The 17899-nt window shown below is 72.4% G+C and carries 12 protein-coding genes and 1 riboswitch; of the genes, 3 read left to right on the forward strand and 9 right to left on the reverse strand.

The window, feature by feature from the left end; all coding sequences use genetic code 11:
- The first annotated feature begins 47 nt into the window (after positions 1-47).
- On the forward strand, positions 48-749 hold the full coding sequence (locus ASG95_RS07990) for a hypothetical protein (protein ID WP_235543609.1): 702 nt from the start codon (positions 48-50) through the stop codon (positions 747-749).
- On the opposite strand, the gene valS is transcribed toward ASG95_RS07990, so the two are convergent.
- Positions 680-3301, reverse strand: a complete 2622-nt coding sequence (gene valS / locus ASG95_RS07995) for a valine--tRNA ligase (protein ID WP_057377124.1) — start codon at positions 3299-3301, stop codon at positions 680-682. The genes ASG95_RS07990 and valS overlap by 70 nt on opposite strands.
- Before the next feature lie 104 nt (positions 3302-3405).
- On the opposite strand from valS, the gene ASG95_RS08000 reads away from it, so the two are divergent.
- Complete coding sequence (locus ASG95_RS08000) at positions 3406-4149, forward strand: 1-acyl-sn-glycerol-3-phosphate acyltransferase (RefSeq protein WP_057377125.1); 744 nt, start codon at positions 3406-3408, stop codon at positions 4147-4149.
- 37 nt (positions 4150-4186) lie between these two features.
- Here ASG95_RS08000 and ASG95_RS08005 read toward each other — a convergent pair whose 3' ends face one another.
- The 8 genes from ASG95_RS08005 to ASG95_RS08035 all read right to left on the reverse strand — a co-directional run bounded on the left by ASG95_RS08005 (position 4187) and on the right by ASG95_RS08035 (position 13939).
- Complete coding sequence (locus tag ASG95_RS08005; protein ID WP_057377126.1) at positions 4187-5722, reverse strand: RNA polymerase sigma factor; 1536 nt, start codon at positions 5720-5722, stop codon at positions 4187-4189.
- A gap of 124 nt (positions 5723-5846) precedes the next feature.
- A complete protein-coding gene (locus ASG95_RS08010) occupies positions 5847-6383 on the reverse strand; it encodes an NUDIX hydrolase family protein (protein ID WP_057377127.1) in 537 nt (178 codons plus the stop codon).
- A 130-nt stretch (positions 6384-6513) separates the two neighbouring features.
- Positions 6514-7869: an FAD-binding oxidoreductase gene (locus ASG95_RS08015; RefSeq protein ID WP_057377128.1), complete on the reverse strand. Its 1356-nt coding sequence runs from the start codon at positions 7867-7869 to the stop codon at positions 6514-6516.
- Entirely contained in the window at positions 7866-8714 is an 849-nt protein-coding gene (locus tag ASG95_RS08020; protein WP_057377129.1) for an ECF transporter S component, read from the reverse strand. Before ASG95_RS08020 ends, ASG95_RS08015 begins: the two co-directional genes overlap by 4 nt.
- Positions 8714-10393: an ABC transporter ATP-binding protein gene (locus ASG95_RS08025; protein WP_056923587.1), complete on the reverse strand. Its 1680-nt coding sequence runs from the start codon at positions 10391-10393 to the stop codon at positions 8714-8716. Before ASG95_RS08025 ends, ASG95_RS08020 begins: the two co-directional genes overlap by 1 nt.
- Complete coding sequence (locus tag ASG95_RS08030; protein ID WP_157581836.1) at positions 10390-11478, reverse strand: energy-coupling factor transporter transmembrane component T; 1089 nt, start codon at positions 11476-11478, stop codon at positions 10390-10392. Before ASG95_RS08030 ends, ASG95_RS08025 begins: the two co-directional genes overlap by 4 nt.
- Positions 11479-11483: 5 nt before the next feature.
- The gene (locus ASG95_RS21265; RefSeq protein ID WP_157581838.1) at positions 11484-12329 is read right to left on the reverse strand and encodes a hypothetical protein; all 846 of its coding nucleotides are present in this window, start codon (positions 12327-12329) and stop codon (positions 11484-11486) included.
- A complete protein-coding gene (locus tag ASG95_RS08035) occupies positions 12329-13939 on the reverse strand; it encodes a prenyltransferase/squalene oxidase repeat-containing protein (protein WP_057377130.1) in 1611 nt (536 codons plus the stop codon). Before ASG95_RS08035 ends, ASG95_RS21265 begins: the two co-directional genes overlap by 1 nt.
- 159 nt (positions 13940-14098) lie before the next feature.
- Positions 14099-14168: riboswitch (cobalamin riboswitch) on the reverse strand.
- 377 nt (positions 14169-14545) lie between these two features.
- On the opposite strand from ASG95_RS08035, the gene ileS reads away from it, so the two are divergent.
- Positions 14546-17899, forward strand: coding sequence for an isoleucine--tRNA ligase (gene ileS / locus ASG95_RS08040; RefSeq protein ID WP_056923805.1), 3354 nt, complete (start codon positions 14546-14548; stop codon positions 17897-17899).

Here is a 17899-nt window from a genome sequence, read left to right on the forward strand (position 1 = left end):
GCGCGCCGTTGGTGGAAGTTTGCGGCGTCACCCGCGAGGATGAGGCCATGTCCTCGGGGTACCGGTTGCGCAGCGGTGACATCGGGCCGGTCCAGCAGTCCCCGGTGACGTGTGGTTCGGCCTGCCTGACGGTGGCCAGGATGCTGGTCAACCCCGTCTTCGCGCGGTGGATCACCTCCGGTGAGGGCCCACGGGCCGACGCCCCACCCGGCGCCACCGAGAAGGAGCGCTTCGCGGCATACGAGCGGGTCGTGATGGGGCGCACCAACCGGCTGTTCTCCGGGGGCGGCCGGCTCAACGTCCCGTGGCCCCGGTCGCTGGGCACCCCACCCTGGGGTGCTCGCAAGGAGCTCGAGTTCGGGGCGTCGCGGCGGGGGACCGACTACGAGCTGCGGGTGCTCCGGCAGCTCACCCGGCGCGCGCTGCGGGACGCGCACGCGCGCCTCGTGGAGGTCGTCGCCGACGGCGAGCCGGCCCTGCTCTACATCGGCAACGGCCTGCTGCCGCGCCACGTCACGCTGGTCCTCCCGGGTGACGGCGACCGGGTGCTCGACGTCTACGACCCGGCGACGGGTCAGGTGACCCTGCTGGACGAGGGCAGGTTCGCCAGCCGTGAGCTGCGGATCGCCGGATGGGACGTGCCGTGGATCGCGGTGCAGCCCAACGGAACCCGTCGGATTCAGGCCTTCGGCTTCGCCACCGGGATCAGCTCCGCGTCGCGCACCTCGGGAGTCTCGGCCTCGGCGTAGTCGACCGTCCCGGTGATCCGGCCGGCCGCCCGCAGGTCGGTCTCGGCGAGCCGGACGTGGTCGGTCCACCCACCCGGTCCGGCCAGCACGATCGACGCCACCTCGGCGCGCATGCCGACTTTCGCCTCGGACTTGGCCTTGCGGACACCGGCCAGGGCCTCGCCCACGGCGGCCAGGAGTGCGGGGTCGCCCCCGTCGCCGGCTGCGGCGTCAGCAGCCGTCGGCCACGGGGCCCGGTGCACGGAGCCCTCGTGCCACCACGACCAGGCCTCCTCGGTGACGTAGGGCAGCATCGGCGCGAACAGCCGCAGCAGCACGTCGAGGGCGATGCGCAGCGCAGCGCGCGCGGACGCGGCCTCGCCGTCGCCCTGCCCGCCGTAGGCGCGGTCCTTGACCAGCTCGAGGTAGTCGTCGCAGAACGTCCAGAAGAAGGTCTCGCTGACCTCGAGCGCACGGGTGTGGTCCCACGCCTCGAAGCCCGCGGTCGCCTTCGTGACGACGTCGCCGAGCTGGGCGAGCACGGCGCGGTCGAGCGGGTTGGTCACCGCAGCAGCCAGGTCGCCATCCACCTCACCGAAGCTGAGCGCGAACTTCGTGGCGTTGAGGATCTTGATGGCCAGTCGTCGGCCGACCTTCATCTGCCCGGTGTCGTAGGCGGCATCGGCGCCGAGCCGGCCCGAGGCCGCCCAGTAGCGGACGGCGTCGGTGCTGTGCTCCTTGACCACGTCCTCGGGCGTCACGACGTTGCCCTTGGACTTGCTCATCTTCTTGCGGTCGGGGTCGAGGATCCACCCGGACAGCGCGGCGTTGCGCCACGGCACCGAGCCGAACTCGAAGTGCGAGCGCACGACGGTGGAGAACAGCCAGGTGCGGATGATGTCGTGCCCCTGCGGGCGGACGTCCATCGGGAACACCCCCGCGAACAGCTCGGGGTCATCGCGCCAGCGCCCGGCGATCTGTGGGGTCAGGGACGAGGTGGCCCAGGTGTCCATGATGTCGGGGTCGCCGACGAAGCCGCCGGCCTGCCCGCGCTGCGACTCGTCGTAGCCCTCGGGCGCCTGCGCGGCCGGGTCGACGGGCAGCTGGTCCTCGGAGGGCACGAGCTGCTTGTCCCAGACCGGCTCGCCCTGGTCGTCGAGCGGGTACCAGACCGGGATCGGCACGCCGAAGAAACGCTGGCGGGAGACCAGCCAGTCGCCGTTGAGACCGCTGACCCAGTTCTCGAAGCGGGCCCGCATGAAGGCGGGGTGGAAGTCGACCTGCCGGCCGCGCTCGATCATCTCGGCGTTGAGGTCGGCGTCGCGGCCACCGTTGCGGATGTACCACTGCCGCGAGGTGACGATCTCGAGCGGCTTCTCCCCGCGCTCGTAGAAGTTGGCCTTGCGCTGGGTCGGGGTGGGCTCCCCGTCGAGGTCGCCGGACTCGCGCAGGGCGGCGACGATCGCCTCGCGGGCGCTGAAGGTGGTCTTGCCCGCGACCTGCTCGGCGAACAGCTGCTCACCCGGGCTGCCGGCCAGCCACTCGGGCGTCTCGGCCTGGATGCGTCCGGACCGGGTGATCACCGACCGGGTCGGCAGCTGCAGCTCGCGCCACCACAGCACGTCGGTGAGGTCGCCGAAGGTGCAGCACATCGCGATGCCGGCGCCCTTGTCGGGCTCGGCCGCGGGGTGGGCCACCACCGGGATCTCGACCCCGAACAACGGTGAGCGGACCGTGGTCCCGAACAGCGCGGCATACCGCTCGTCGTCGGGGTGGGCGATCAGCGCGACCGCGGACGGGATGAGCTCGGGCCGCGTCGTCTCGATGTGGATCGGGCCGTCGGCGCCGTGGAAGGCGACCCGGTGGTAGGCGCCGGGGTAGTCGCGGGCCTCGAGCTCGGCCTGGGCGACCGCGGTCTGGAAGGTGACGTCCCAGAGTCCGGGCGCCTCGGACTGGTAGGCCTCACCGCGGGCGAGGTTGCGCAGGAAGGCCTGTTGGGCGGTGGCGCGGGAGTGGTCGTCGATGGTGCGGTAGCTGATGTCCCAGTCGAGGCTGAAGCCCATCCGGCGGAACAGTGACTCGAAGGCCTTCTCGTCCTCGACGGTCAGCTCGTCGCACAGCTCGATGAAGTTCTGCCGGGAGATCGGCAAGGTGTCGGCGGCCTTGAGGCTCTTGGCGTCACCGCGGTGCGGCGGCTCGAAACCCTCGACGTAGGGCAGCGACGCGTCGCCCCGCACGCCGTAGTAGTTCTGGACCCGCTTCTCGGTCGGCAGGCCGTTGTCGTCCCAGCCGATCGGGTAGAAGACCTCCAGGCCCTGCATCCGCTTGTACCGGGCCATGCAGTCGGTGTGCGTGTAGGAGAACACGTGCCCCATGTGCAGGGAACCCGAGGCGGTCGGCGGGGGAGTGTCGATCGAGAAGACCGACTCACGCCCCCGGGCGAGCGCCGTGGCGCGGTCGAAGGTGTAGGTGCCCTGCTCCCGCCATACCTGCGCCCACTTGTCCTCGAGTCCCTCGATGGAGGGCTTGTCGGGGATCGTGGCGGCGCCGGACGTGGTGGGTGCATCGGTCATGGCGTGAATCTTCCCATCCCCTCACCAGTGGTGACCAACGGGATACGGGTATGCCGCGGGCTCACCCCTAGGGGCCGTCGACGACCACCACATAGGGTTGCGGCATGGAACCCGTGTACACCCCGGTCATCGGGTTGGCCCGAACGCTGTTCGCCGCCCAGGGCCTCAAGATCACGATGACCGGTACCGAGCACGTGCCGCGTCACGGTGGTGCCGTGATGGCGATCAACCACACCGGCTACTTCGACTTCACGTATGCCGGGTTGGTCGGTGTGAAGGCCGGGCGCTACGTGCGGTTCATGGCCAAGAAGTCGATCTGGTCCAACCCGGTGGCCGGCCCGTTGATGAGGGGGATGAAGCACATCCCGGTCGACCGCGAGGCCGGTCTGGGGTCGTTCGACGCCGCGCGCGACGCGCTGCGCAGCGGTGAGATCATCGGCGTCTTCCCCGAGGCCACCATCTCCAGGTCCTTCGAGCTCAAGGCCTTCAAGTCCGGCACCGTCCGCCTCGCCCAAGAGGCCGGCGTGCCGATCCTGCCGGTCACGATCTGGGGTTCGCAGCGGGTCTGGACCAAGGGCCAGCCGCGCAAGATGGGCCGGCACGGCATACCCCTGCTCATCACGGTCGGCGCACCCATCGTGGTCGGCGCCGACGAGAAGCCGGGCCTGGCCACGGTTCGGGTGCGGGCGGCGATGGAGGCCCAGCTGCACGCCGACCAGGACCGCTACCCGCACTGGCCGGACGCGGAGCGACACCTGTTGCCGGTCCGACTCGGGGGCACCGCACCCTCCGTCGACGAGGCCGAGGAGATGGACCGGGCCGACCGGCGCCGGCGCAGCAGCCACTGAGGCAGGCCGCCCTGGCGGGGTCGCAGCGGCGAGCGGACTAGCGCTTGCCCTGGTTGGTGTGGCCCTTGCCGTGCGCCTTGGCCTGCGCCTTGGCCTTGGCCTGCGCCTTGGTCAGGTGCTTGGCGTGGCCCTTGGCGAGGTGCTTGCCGTGGTGCTTTTCGTGGCCCTTGGCGAGGTGCTTGCCGTGGTGCTTGGGGTGGCCCTTGCCGTGGCCGTTCCCGGCGACGGCCGGCTTGACGGTGCCATTGCCCCGGCCGTTGCCGCTGCCCTTCCCGATGGCCTGGCCCTTGCCGTTCCCGTTGCCCTCTCCGTTGCCCGCGGGCACCACGGGTGGCCGCGGCTTCGGCGGGGTGGGGACCTCCGGAGCGGTGGGCGTGACGGGCGGCTCGGTGGGCGTGGGGGTCGGGGTGTCGACGGGCGTCGACGGCGTCTGGGGGTTCGGGTGGAAGACGGCGACCACGACCTGGACCCCGGTCCCGCGAGGCGGGCTCACGCCCTCGTCGGTGCCGCCACTGCCGTCCTGACCTCCGCCGGAGTCGGTCGGGCCGGTGGCGGGCTTCGTCGGCGTGGGGGTGGGGACCCGTCCGGGCGAGGGTGTGTCGCCCGGGGTGGAGGGCAGCGGGCCGGGGACCACCGGGCCGTCGGCCGTGACGAGTGGACCGCGGTCCCGGCCCAGGATGCCGTCGATGGCGACGCTGAGCAGGCCGCTCATGGCCGCGGCCGTGCTGATGCCGCCGACGGCGAGCAGCCACGCGGCTGCGGCGGCGGCGGTCCGGGCCGACCGGCTGGGGGTGCCGAGGGTCCGCTGGGCGCTGGCGGGGGCGGACGACTGCAGGCTGTGGATGTCGACGACCGACGGCTGCTGGAGCGCCCCGACCGGCACCAGCGCCGGTCCCGCGGTGGCTGCGGCGCCGAACGGGCCCACCGGAGCCGGTGTCGCTGGTGCCCGAGCCGAAGCCAGGGCGGCCGGGGCCACTGGCCTGAGCACCACGGGGAACCCCGCCGCGAACAGCCCAGCGGCAAAGGGCAGGTCGGCGAGCTCGCCCGGAGTCGCCGGCACCCGCAGGGAGTCGATCAGCACCTCCAGCGTCACGGGCAGGTGCTGCTGGCCCTGGCGCACGAGGGCCAGGACGGTGTTGGGCTCGAGGCCGGTCAGTCGCGAGACGGCCTCGCGGCCGAGGTTGGCCACGGCACCCATGGCCAGGACCTCCGCCTCCGCAGGCGGGCAGGCGCGCAGCGCCGCGATGGCCCGGCCGAGGGCCTCGGGCTCGACGTCGGAGGGAGCCTCCGACGGACCTGCTGGTGCCAGCGAGGAGGCACCGTCGCCGGCCAGCACGGCGGTGCGGGCAGCGCCCACGACCAGCTCGAGCCAGGCGTCGTCGTCAGGAGGGCAGACCTGCAGCTGGGGCAACGCCGCCGCCCAGGCCGTGCGGGCGAGCTCGGCGTGGTCGCCGTCGGCCGTCACCCGCAGGTAGCGCAGCAGCACCGGGTTGGTGGCCGCGTGGAGGCGTGCGAAATCGTCCGCGACGCCCCCTTGGGCGCCGTGGAGGTATGTGGCGATTTCCCCCGGCACGTACCCAGTTTCGTCCTCTTGCGTGCGAAGACGCGTCATCCGTTCGGCCGATGTTGGCCGAATGTGGTCGCGCAGCCGGCGACGTCAGCCGTACAAAGGTTGGTTCGGCCGGGCCCGGCCGCGCTCAGAGCGGGTGTCCCAGGTGAGCCATCGCCTGGCGCAGGAGCACACCGTGCCCGCCGTCCATCTCCTCGAGGAGCGAGGGCGCGACGGCCTCATCGGGGGTCAGCCAGGCGAGGTCGAGGGCGTCCTGCTGCGGCTGGCAGTCACCGGCCACCGGCACCACGAACGCGAGCGACACCGCGTGCTGGCGAGGGTCGTGGAACGGCGTGACACCGGGTGTCGGGAAGTACTCCGCCACAGTGAAGGGTTGCGGGCTGGCGGGGACCTGGGGCAGGGCCATCGGCCCGAGGTCCTTCTCGATGTGCCGGATCAGGGCGTCGCGGACCCGCTCGTGGTAGAGCACTCGGCCGGAGACGAGCTCGCGGTTGATCGCCCCGTCGGAGGCGCGCAGGAGCAGACCGACCGCGCTCACGGCCCCGCGCTCGTCGACCCGCACCGGGACCGCGTCGACGTAGAGGATGGGCAGCCGCTCGCGGGCGGCGTCGAGCTCCTCGCGGGTCAACCAGGCCTCACTGCGGTCGAGTTCGAGGTTGCTCATGGCCCTGTTTCTACCAGTCACCCCCGAGCCCCAGCTTTATCGGGTCATGCAGGAACGTTGACCTTCACCCCGGTTGCGAAGTCGTGCGAGGGTCAACGAAGTCCCTAGACCCGATAAAGGTGTGACTCGGTCAGGACCAGTAGACCCGGCCGGGGTTGAGGATTCCGCGTGGGTCGAACAGCGCCTTCACCGCGCGCTGGCGCTCGAGCTCGGGCTCGCCGAGCTCCTGCGCGAGCCACGGCGCCTTCAGCGTGCCCACCCCGTGCTCGCCGGTGATCGTGCCGCCCATCTGCAGGGCCGCCGTGACCATCGCGGAGAACGCCTGGTGGGCCCGCTGCCGGCTGGTCGGGTCGGCGGGGTCGAAGAAGATGCTCGGGTGCAGGTTGCCATCCCCGGCATGGCCGGCCATCACGATCTCGACGCCGTGGGTGGCGGCGATGCCCTGACCGGTGCGGATCAGGTCGGTCAGCCGACCCACGGGGACGCAGACGTCCTCGAGGTAGCGCGGGCCCTTGGCCTCCAGGGCCGGGCTGAGCGCCCGACGGCCCGCGAGCAGCAGGTCGGCCTCGGCCGGGTCGTCCGCCACGGCCACGTCCACGGCCCCCGCGTCGGTGAGCAACGCGGCATACCGCTGCACGTCCTCGCCGGTGTGGTCGGGGCGGTCGGACTGCACGAGCAGCACCGCCGCGCAGTCCTGCGGGAAGCCGTAGTCCGCGAGCGCCTGGACGGCCGCCACCGCGGCCCGGTCGAGCAGCTCGACCAGCGAGGGCACGTGCCGCTCGCGGCGCAGGGCGACGATCGCCACGGAGGCGGCGTCGAGCGAGTCGAAGGTCGCCAGCACGGTGAGGGCAGGGTCGGGCGCGGGCACCAGGCGCGTGGTGACCTCCGTGACCACCCCGAGCGTGCCCTCCGACCCGACGAACAGGCCGGTGAGGTCGAGGCCGGCCACGCCCTTCGCGGTGCGGTGGCCGGTGCGGATGACCTCCCCGCCGGGCAGCACGACCTGGAGGGCGCGGACGTAGTCGGCCGTGACGCCGTACTTCACGCAGCAGAGGCCGCCGGCATTGGTGGCGACGTTGCCGCCGACCGTGCAGAACGCCGAGCTGGCGGGGTCGGGTGGGTAGAAGAGCCCTTCGGCGGCCGCCGCGTCCTTGAGCGCCTTGGTGACGACGCCCGGCCCGAGCACGGCCAGGCCCTCGAGCGGGTCGACCGTGGTGATCGTGTCGAGGCCCTCCGTGTTGAGGACGACGCCACCCTCGATCGCCACCGAGCTGCCGCTCAGGCTGCTGCGCGCGCCCTGTGGCACGACCGGCGTCCGGGTCTCGTGGGCCCACCGCATCACCTCGACGACGTCACCGAGGTCCCGCGCGCGGACGACCTCGAAGTCGGCCGGGGCGACCGCGCCCACCGACTGGTCGACGGCGTAGGTCGCCTTGACGTCGGGGTCGGTGACGGTGCGGATGGGCAGCGAGGTGGGCGTGCTCACCCGTGCAGCGTATGCCGCGTGGCCGGCTCGTCGGCGTCGGCGAGCTCCACGTCGGCGAACTCCACGTCGGCGTCGAAGGCGGCCCGTCGCGAGGCCCGGCGCAGCGTGCCCAGGACAGCCCGCCCGGTGACGGCGATGAGGACGACGTTGGTGACCGCGCGCCCGAGGTCCCACCAGACCGACGTGGCCAGCGAGAAGAGCCCGAACCGGCGCAGGTTCTCCCACGGTCGGGCACCCGCGACGAACGACAGGTCGCTCGCCAACCCGCTGGCGAACGGCCAGAACGAGAAGTTGAGCGCCACCCCGTAGAGCAGCCCGGCCACCGCGCCGTAGCCGGCCAGGAGGAGCAGCTCCCAGCGCCGGGGGACCCGCGGGAGCAGGCCGGCGCCCAGACCCACCCAGGCGGCACCGAGCATCTGGTAGGGCAGCCACGGGCCGACCCCACCGGTGACCAGCGCGGAGGCGAACAGCGTGGTCGAGCCGAGCACGAACCCGAAGGCGGGACCGAAGACCCGGCCGCCCAGGACGAGCAGGAAGAAGACCGTCTCGAGCCCGGCCGTGCCGGCGCCCAGCGGGCGCAGCGCAGCACCGACCGCCGACAGCACGCCGAGCATCGCCACGGCCTTGACGTCGAGGCCACCCTCGCTGATCTCGAACAGCACCACCGCCATCAGCAGCGGCAGCAGGAGCGCGAAGACCAGCGGGGCGTCGGCGTGCTGGCCGAGCCGCGAGCCGGCCGTCGCGAAGAGCGGCCAGAGGAAGGCCAGCAGCCCGGCCACGGACACCAGGACGAGCGCCGCCGTGGAGCGCGGACGCAGGGCGATGGCGCGCATCGGGGTGGCCATCAGGGTGCCCCGAGCCTGGTGGCGGCGCCCAGCACCTGGTCGAGGCGCAGCACTCGCGCCGGGGCGAGCACCTTGGCCACCTGTGGTGCGAACGCGGGGGAGTCGCACAGGATGTCGGTGGCCGGCCCGTCCGCGACGACCTTCCCCTCGGCCAGCACCACGACCCGGTCGGCCGCCGTGGCGGCGAACTCCACGTCGTGGGTCGCCACCGCCAGCGCGGTCCCCCCTGCGGCGAGATCGCGCAGGACGGTGGCCAGGGCCGCCTTGCCGGGGTAGTCCAGCCCCCGGGTGGGTTCGTCGAGGAGCAGCGCCCCCGGAGACGCGGAGAGCTGGATCGCGAGCACGAGGGCCAGCTGCTGCCCCTCGGACAGGTCGCGTGGGTGGTGGTCGTCCGGTATGCCGGGTGCGAGCCGATCGAGCGTGGCGCGCGTTGCGCCCGGTGCGGCTCCCGACTCGTGGTCGGACTGCTGGCACTCGGCGTGCACCGAGTCGAGGTAGAGCAGGTCCGGGGCGCTCTGGGGGACAAGCCCGACGTGGCCGCGCCGGGTGCGCGGAGCCTCGGCGGCGGGGTCGACCCGTGCGCCGGTGGCCGTGACGACGGTGACCGCACCGTCACTGCGGGTGCCGCTGCCGTGCAGGGCCCAGAGCAACGAGGACTTGCCAGAACCGTTGCGGCCCATGAGGACTGCGAGCTCACCGTCGCGCAGGGACAGGTCCACCGAGCGCACCGCGGCCACAGTGCCGTGGGTGACCGAGACGGCCGAGGCGATGAGGCGCTCAGGTCCCAGGGGGTGTGTCTCCACTCCCGCAACCTGAGCACCCCCCGGGGCGCCCAGGTTGCGGGAAAGGTCGGCGCGGAGTCCAGTCGCTGCACGCCGGGCATCCCGGACCGTCAGGGGCAGCGGGTCCCAGCCGGCCCAGCGTCCGAGGTGGACCACCGGTGGCGCGAGGGCCGAGGTGGCCATGACGTCGCTCGGTCGGCCGTCGCTGACCGTGCCGTCGTCGTGCACCTCGATGACCCGGTCGGCCGCCCCGACGATCCGCTCCAGCCGGTGCTCCGAGAGCAGGACGGTCAGGCCGAGGTCGTGCACCAGCCGCGAGAGCGTCGCGAGCACCTCCTCGGCGCCGGTCGGGTCGAGGGCCGAGGTGGGTTCGTCGAGCACGAGGAGACGCGGGCTGGCCGTGAGCACCGACCCGATGGCCACCCGCTGCTGCTGCCCGCCCGAGAGGTCGCGCAACGGCGCGTCGCGCAGGTCGGCGATGCCCAGCAGGTCGAGCACCTCCTCCACCCTGCGGCGCATGGCTGCCGGGTCGAGCGCCAGCTGTTCGAGCGTGTAGGCGAGCTCCTCCTCCACGGTGTCCGTCACGAAGCCTGCCAACGGGTCCTGGCGCACGACGCCGACCACGCCCGCGAGGTCCCGCGGCCGGTGGTTGCGGGTGTCCCGGCCGAAGACCGACACCCGGCCCGAGAGGTGGCCACCGGTGAAGTGGGGGACGGTGCCGTTGACCGCGCCCAGCAGGGTCGACTTGCCCGAGCCCGTTCGGCCGGTGACGACGACGAGCTCACCCTCCTGGAGGGCGAACGACGCCGCGCGGAGCGCGGGACGAGGGCGATCGGCATACCGGATGGTGACGCGGTCGAAGACGACGGGGGCGTGCGGGTCGACGGGGCCGCTCATGGCTCTCCTCGCCGGGCCACCGGCGGGTCGGGGGCGACGAACGCCGGGAGGGCGGCCACGAGGATCCCGAGGACGGGCAGCAGCGGCAACGCGGGGGCAGCAAGCGGGTCGACGGGGAGGACGAGGGTGCCCGGCGCACGGGCGGACTGCACGACGACGAGGACGGTGGCCAGCAGGCCCGAGGCGGCGACGAGCCACTCGGGCAGCGACCACGGGTCGGGCCGGTAGACGCTGCGCTGCACGCTGCGGCCGCCCACCCGCAGGCCGATCGCCGACAGGGCGAGGCCGAGGACGAGCATGGGGAGGCCGATGACCGCCGGTGCGGTGCTGTCGAGCAGACCGTACATCCCGATACCGGCGCCCAGCAGCCCGGTGAGGGTCAGGGCGGCGGTGACCCGCCGCGTGGCCGGCGACTGCTCGGTCCGGCGCCCGTACCCACGCGAGTCCATCGCCGAGGCGAGCGAGAGTGACCGGTCGAGGGTGTCCTGGAGGACCGGCAGCGCGACCCGGCCGACCGACCGGAGGCCGGTGCCACCCTCGCCCCGCAGCACCCGGGCGCGCCGGACCCGCTGGACGCTCTCCGCCAGCTGCGGTGCGACCGTGACCGAGATGACGACGGCGGTGCCGATCTCGTGCAGCGCACTCGGCAGCGCCCGCAGGAGGCGCTTGGGGTTGGCCAGCGCGTTGGCTGCGCCGATGCAGGCGATCAGGCTGGCCAGCCGCAGACCCTCGACCGCCGCGGCCAGCAGGCCCTCGAGGTAGAGCGGGCCGAGGAGGGTGATGCCGGGCAGCTCGACACTGGGCAGGGTGTAGAGGCGGGTGCTGCCGAGCTTGTAGCCGACCACGACGTGCAGCAGGACCCGCAGGACGATGATCACCGCCCCGAGCACGAGGTACAGCCGGAACGCCCGCGCCCACGGGGAGCTGCCGCGCTTGGCCGCGACCACGAGGCAGGCGACGGTCACGGCGAGCAGGAGCAGGAGGGGGTTGCTGGTGCGGGAGCAGGCCACCGCCAGCCCGATCGCCCACACCCACCAGGCGACCGGGTGGAGGTGTCGGGCCAGCGGGGAGCCTGCCGTGCGCACGAGCCTCAGCTGGCGGCTCGGCGACGGATCGCCAGGTATGCCGCGCCGGCGCCGACCAGCCCGACCAGGCCGAGACCGGCCAACAGGGTGGTCGGCGAGCCCGAGTCGGTCGAGTCCGCCCGGGCCGCTGCGGCGTTCGCGCCGTCGCCGGTCGAGTCCGTCGAGGGGGTCGTGCCGGTGGTGGTGCCACTCGGCGCCGTGGTGGTCGTGCTGCCCGGCGCCGTGGTCGACGGCCTCGGGCCGGGCCTGGTCACCGAGCCGGCGGCCGAGGTGGTGCCGGGCTTCGCGCCGGCCGAGCTGCTCGAGCTGCTGGGACGCGGGGGAGTGGTGCTCGCGGGCTTCGGCTTGGGCGCCGGCGGCCGGCTCGACGACGAGGACGGGCTGGGCGACGGCGACGGCTTGGGGGCAGCCTTGGCGGGAGGGGGGCTGCTGGGGGCCCCACCGGAGCCGAACGCGAACCCGATGACGCTGCCCGGCGCAGGGTCGTAGTCCGCCACGCCGGAGCTGCTGTAGGTCCACGAACCTCCGCGGGGCGCGTGGAAGAACGCCCAGTAGGCGCTCGCCGGAGGCATCCGCTGGCAGGACTGGTCGGAGGGGACGCTGTTGATCTTGCAGACCACCGTGCCCGGGTACTGGACCGGGCTGACGACCGTGGCGACCTTCTTGAGCACCTTCATGGCGGAGGTGTCGTCCGCGGCGCAGAGCGTGCTGCTGCTCGAGCCGTAGTCGATCACCACCGTCACGCCGGTCGTGTTGCTGCAGGCCGCCGCCTGGGCGGCCCCGCCCGGGAGGGCGAGGCCACCGGCGAGGACCAGACCGGCGACGGCGACGAAGCGCGCGACGAGCCGCATCAGGCGTGCACGCCCTTGCGCCGGGCGAGCACGATGGCGCCGACCCCGGCCAGCAGGAGCAGTGTGCCCAACAGGCTCATCGCCGCCACGTCGGTGCCGGTGAGGGCCAGCGACCCGGGCGTGGCCGACCCGGGGTCAGCCGGGTCGTTGCTACCGGTCGAGGGAGCCGAGGACGTGCTCGTCGACGTCGCGGGCGACGTGGTGGTCGTCGTGCTGGTGCGGCAGTCGAGCGTCGGCGCGGTGGCCGCGGCGCCGTCCGCGCTGACCGTCAGCAGCGAGTCGCCGGCCAGGCCCAGGGTGGCCTGGGGCGTGGCCCGCAGCGCACGGTCGATCGCAGCCGTCGTGGTCGGGGCTGCCTTGAGGGTGGCGTGGTCGGCTGCGGTGAAGGCGATCCCGCCGCGCAGGCCGACCGCGAAGGAGCAGTCGAACTGGAGCGAGGCCAGGAACTCCTGGGCACTCGCGAGCTCGTCGTCGAGGCCACCGGCGGCGAAGGCCTGCGCCGCGACACCGGCGGTGTTGGCGTTGTACTGGCCGTCCTGGTTGAGGAAGCCACCGTTGGGCGCCTGGCGCGACGAGAGCCAGTCGAGTGCGTCGAGCGTGGCCGGGTCGTCCGCCCCCAGCAGGCCGACGAGGGCCTGGGCGGCGAAGGCAGTGGCATCCGCGTCGCTCGTGCAGGCGGCACCCGCGACGTCGAGGTTGCCGCGGAACCCGCCGTCGGAGCACTGCTGGTCGAGGAGGTAGTCGCCAGCCGCGTCCGGGACCGAGCCGGTCGCGCGACCGAGGGCGATGATGTCGAGGACCTGGCCGATGGTGTTGGAGTAGTCGCCGCTCGGGTTGGTCGGGTCACCGAAGTTGGACTTGTCGGAGAACCGGCCGTCGACGGTCATCAGGCCCTCGAGCCGCGCGACCAGGTCCTGGCCGCCGAAGTCGGTGGGGTCGCCGCCCTGGGCGACCACGCCGACGATGAGCTTGCCCAGCGGGCCGGCGTAGGTCTCGGCGGTGGGTGAGCCGGGCGGGTCGGGGTAGCCGACGTAGTCGTTGACGTGGGCGGCGAGGTAGTCGGTGGTGGCATCCGCCTGGTCGAGCCCGGCGCCCGCCCCGTCCAGCGCGAGGATCGCGTCGATGGTGTTGCCGCCATCGAAGAAGGTCGAGGCAGGGTAGTTGTAGTGGTCGTCGCGCGCGGCGAGGGTGCGGACCACGAAGCCCGCGGCGTAGGCGGCCTGGTCCGAGCTGTCACCCGGCACGAGGGCGGCCCGCATCGAGGAGCTGGCGCCGAACGGCATCCGCTCCTTCGACGCGGCCGGGGCCTTGGCCTTCGCGGCGGTCTTCGGCTTCGACGCGGTCGTCGTCGTGGCGGGGGGCGGGGTCGTCGACGTCGTGGACGACTCGGTGCTCGTCGTCGCGGTGCCGGTGGTCGGCGGTGTCGTCGTCGTGGGCGACTCGGTGGCCGTCGTGGTCGTCGTCGACGGCGTGGTGGTGCTCGTGCTGCCGGTGCTCGTGCCGGTCGGCTCGGTCGTGCCGGCGAACGCCGCGCCGGGGACGACCAGGGTGGCCGCCAGGGCCAGGGCGAGGGCAGCCGCCGGACGGGCGGTGCGAAGGGTGCGGTGCATGGTGCCTCTTCAATGCGAACGGTGTCGCGACGGGTGCACCGGCACCAGAACGTGAAAGACCCCCGACGTCGCTGGAGCGACATCGGGGGGCGGCCTCGGACTGGGTGTCCGGGCTCCGCCCCGCGTACCTCGACGGAAATGGAGCCGCTTCGCGTACCAGGTGTTCCGGCTTGCCGCGTTTCAGGCGGCCTACGGTTGCGGGTCAGCGCCGGCATCTGACCGGCTTCCCCTGGTGTCGCGTCGTGGGTGTTGCCATGCGGTCGGGACCTCAGGGCAACGCCGCTCAGACTACACCGCTGGAGGGCGTCCTCCCGTCGTGCGCACGTGCCGTTCGTCACGGACGGCTAGACTGGGCTGCACAGGCGTCGAACCGGCCATCACCGGGGAGCCTCCGGAAGAACGGCAGGGCGCCCCGCGGCATACGCAGGGCACCCGGCTCACTAGAACCGGACGGGTGGGTCCGTCACAACCTTCGGCAAGAGCGGCCGTATGCCGCGTGCGGAGCACGCGGGGCACGGCAAGCGAGGTGGCACCGCGGTGCCGTCGGGAAACCCGGCGACGTCGTCCTCGTGTGAGAACACGAGTGATGTGAGGACCGCCGACACCATGACCTACCCCAAGGTCTCCAGCGACACCGTCTCCAGCGACGCCCCGGGCACTCCCTCGGGCGTGCCCGCGTCCCCGCGCTTCCCGGAGATCGAGGAGCGCATCCTGAAGTACTGGGACGAGGACGGCACCTTCATCGCGTCGGTGGAGAACCGGTCGGCCGGCACCAACGGCGACAACGAGTTCGTCTTCTACGACGGCCCGCCGTTCGCCAACGGCCTGCCCCACTACGGCCACCTGCTCACCGGCTACGTCAAGGACCTGATCCCGCGCTACCAGACGATGCGCGGTCGCCGGGTCGAGCGCCGGTTCGGGTGGGACACCCACGGCCTGCCCGCCGAGCTCGAGGCGATGGCCCAGCTCGGCATCAAGACCAAGGACGAGATCCTCGAGATCGGCATCGAGGAGTTCAACGCCAAGTGCCGCCAGTCGGTGCTGAAGTACACGGGGGAGTGGCGTGAGTACGTCACGCGCCAGGCCCGCTGGGTCGACTTCGACAACGACTACAAGACGCTCAACCCCGACTACATGGAGTCGGTCATCTGGGCGTTCAAGTCGCTGCACGACAAGGGCCTGATCTACGAGGGCTTCCGCGTCCTGCCCTACTGCTGGAACGACCAGACGCCGCTGTCGAACCACGAGCTGCGGATGGACGACGACGTCTACCAGATGCGCCAGGACCCGGCCGTCACCGTCGGCGTCCGGCTGTCCACCGGCGAGCTGGCCCTGGTCTGGACGACCACGCCGTGGACCCTGCCGTCGAACCTCGCGGTGATGGTCCACCCCGACATCGACTACGTCGTCGTGGAGTCCGCCCTGCCCACCGGCAGCACCGAGCGCTACGTCATCGGTGCGGAGCGGCTGCCCAGCTACGCGCGGGACCTGTTCGGCGACCCCAAGTCCGACGTGGAGTCCTTCGTCGTCGAGCGGCTCAAGGGCCGCGACCTGCTGGGCCGCTCCTACACGCCGCCGTTCAGCTACTACGAGGGCCACGAGAACGCCCACCGCGTGGTCGAGGCCGACTTCGTCACGACCGGCGACGGCACCGGGCTGGTGCACAGCGCCGGCGCCTTCGGCGAGGACGACAAGATCGTGACCGACCGCGAGGGCATCGAGCCGGTCATGCCGGTCGGCCCGGACGGGTGCTTCACCTTCCCGGTCGCGGAGTACGAGGGCATGCTCGTGTTCGACGCCAACCTGCCGATCATCGACCACCTCAAGGCCGCCACCCGCGGCGAGGCCGACCACGGCTCGGTCACGGACGGCACCGTCCTGGTGCGCCGGGAGACCTACGACCACTCCTACCCGCACTGCTGGCGTTGCCGGCAGCCGTTGATCTACAAGGCGGTGTCGAGCTGGTTCGTCGAGGTGACCAAGTTCAAGGACCGCATGCTCGAGCTCAACGAGCAGATCGACTGGACCCCCGACCACATCAAGAACGGCCAGTTCGGCAAGTGGCTCGACAACGCCCGCGACTGGTCGATCACCCGCAACCGCTTCTGGGGCAGCCCCGTTCCGGTGTGGCGGTCCGACGACCCGCAGTACCCGCGGATCGACGTCTACGGGTCCTTCGAGGAGATCGAGCGCGACTTCGGCCGGCTGCCCCGCAGCGCCGACGGCCAGGTCGACCTGCACCGCCCGTTCGTCGACGAGCTGACCCGGCCCAACCCGGACGACCCGACCGGGCAGTCGACGATGCGTCGCGTCGAGGACGTCCTCGACGTGTGGTTCGACTCCGGCTCGATGAGCTACGCCCAGGTGCACTACCCGTTCGAGAACGCCGAGTGGTTCGAGCACCACTTCCCGGCCGACTTCATCGTCGAGTACATCGGGCAGACCCGCGGCTGGTTCTACATGCTCCACATCCTCTCGACGTCGCTGTTCGACCGACCGGCCTTCAGCTCGGTGATCTGCCACGGGATCGTGCTCGGGTCCGACGGCCAGAAGATGTCGAAGTCGCTGCGCAACTACCCCGACGTCCGCGAGGTGTTCGACCGCGACGGGGCCGACGCCATGCGCTGGTTCCTCATGGGCAGCCCGATCCTGCGCGGTGGCAACCTCATCGTTACCGAGCAGGGCATCCGGGACGGGGTGCGCCAGGTGATCATCCCGCTGTGGAACACCTGGTACTTCTTCTCGTTGTACGCCAACGCGTTTGGTGGCACTGGGGGGAAGGGTGGCAGTGGTGGTGGGGCCGGGTACGAGGCGAAGTGGTCGACGGCGTCCACCGACCCGCTCGACCGCTACCTGCTGGCCAAGCTGCGCCAGTACGTCGAGACCATGACGACCCAGCTCGACGGGTACGAGGTGGCCTCGGCCTGCGAGACGACGCGCGGCTTCCTCGACGTGCTGACCAACTGGTACGTGCGGCGTTCGCGCGAGCGGTTCTGGGACACCGGAGCGACCGGCGGTGCAGCCGGCGGTGGTGCCGCGCAGGCGTTCGACACCCTCTACACCGCGCTGGAGGTGCTGTGCCGCGTGACGGCGCCGCTGCTCCCGCTGGTGACCGAGGAGATCTGGCGGGGCCTGACCGGTGGCCGTTCGGTGCACCTCACGGACTGGCCGGAGGCCTCGGACCTGCCTGCTGACGACGCGCTCGTTGCGGCGATGGACCGGGTCCGCGACGTCTGCTCCGTCGCCTCGTCGCTGCGCAAGGCCGACGGGCTGCGCACCCGCCTGCCGCTGGGTGACCTCACCGTGGTCGTGGCCGATGCCGCGTCCCTGCAGGCCTACACGCCGATCATCGCCGACGAGGTCAACGTCAAGCAGGTCACCCTCATCGACGAGAGCGACCCGGCGGCCGCTGCGTTCGCGGTCGACCAGCGGCTGACGGTGCACGCGCGGGTGGCCGGGCCCCGACTCGGTCGCGAGGTGCAGAAGGTCATCCAGGCCTCGAAGTCCGGCGACTGGACGGTGGACGAGGACGGCACGGTGCAGGCCGGCGGGATGGTGCTGCAGGAGGGCGAGTTCACCCTCGAGCAGGCCTTCCTCGGGGAGAAGGACGAGCGGCACAGCCGGGCCCTGCTGCCCGACGGCGGTGGCGTCGTGGTCCTCGACACCCTCGTCACGCCCGAGCTCGCGCAGGAGGGCCTGGCGCGCGACATCGTCCGGGCCGTCCAGCAGGCACGGCGCGACGGCGGGCTCGACGTGTCCGACCGGATCTCGTTGACGGTCACGGGCTCCCAGGCGGTCTGGGAGGCGACGGTGGCACACCAGACGCTGATCGTCGAGGAGACGCTGGCCAGCCAGTTCGGGTCGGCGCCGCAGCTCGACGCCTTGCCGGAGCGCGCCGACGTCGTCGGTGCCACGGTCGGTGACGGCGAGCCGGTGCGCATCAAGGTGATGAAGCTCTGA

This window comes from Phycicoccus sp. Soil803, assembly GCF_001429685.1.
Taxonomy (GTDB): domain Bacteria; phylum Actinomycetota; class Actinomycetes; order Actinomycetales; family Dermatophilaceae; genus Pedococcus.

Coding starts and splice junctions, on each gene's coding strand:
- ASG95_RS07990 (WP_235543609.1), top strand. CDS start 48: ATGTCCTCGGGGTACCGGTTGCGCAGCGGTGACATCGGGCCGGTCCAG.
- valS (WP_057377124.1), bottom strand. CDS start 3,301: ATGACCGATGCACCCACCACGTCCGGCGCCGCCACGATCCCCGACAAG.
- ASG95_RS08000 (WP_057377125.1), top strand. CDS start 3,406: ATGGAACCCGTGTACACCCCGGTCATCGGGTTGGCCCGAACGCTGTTC.
- ASG95_RS08010 (WP_057377127.1), bottom strand. CDS start 6,383: ATGAGCAACCTCGAACTCGACCGCAGTGAGGCCTGGTTGACCCGCGAG.
- ASG95_RS08020 (WP_057377129.1), bottom strand. CDS start 8,714: ATGGCCACCCCGATGCGCGCCATCGCCCTGCGTCCGCGCTCCACGGCG.
- ASG95_RS08025 (WP_056923587.1), bottom strand. CDS start 10,393: ATGAGCGGCCCCGTCGACCCGCACGCCCCCGTCGTCTTCGACCGCGTC.
- ASG95_RS21265 (WP_157581838.1), bottom strand. CDS start 12,329: ATGCGGCTCGTCGCGCGCTTCGTCGCCGTCGCCGGTCTGGTCCTCGCC.
- ASG95_RS08035 (WP_057377130.1), bottom strand. CDS start 13,939: ATGCACCGCACCCTTCGCACCGCCCGTCCGGCGGCTGCCCTCGCCCTG.
- ileS (WP_056923805.1), top strand. CDS start 14,546: ATGACCTACCCCAAGGTCTCCAGCGACACCGTCTCCAGCGACGCCCCG.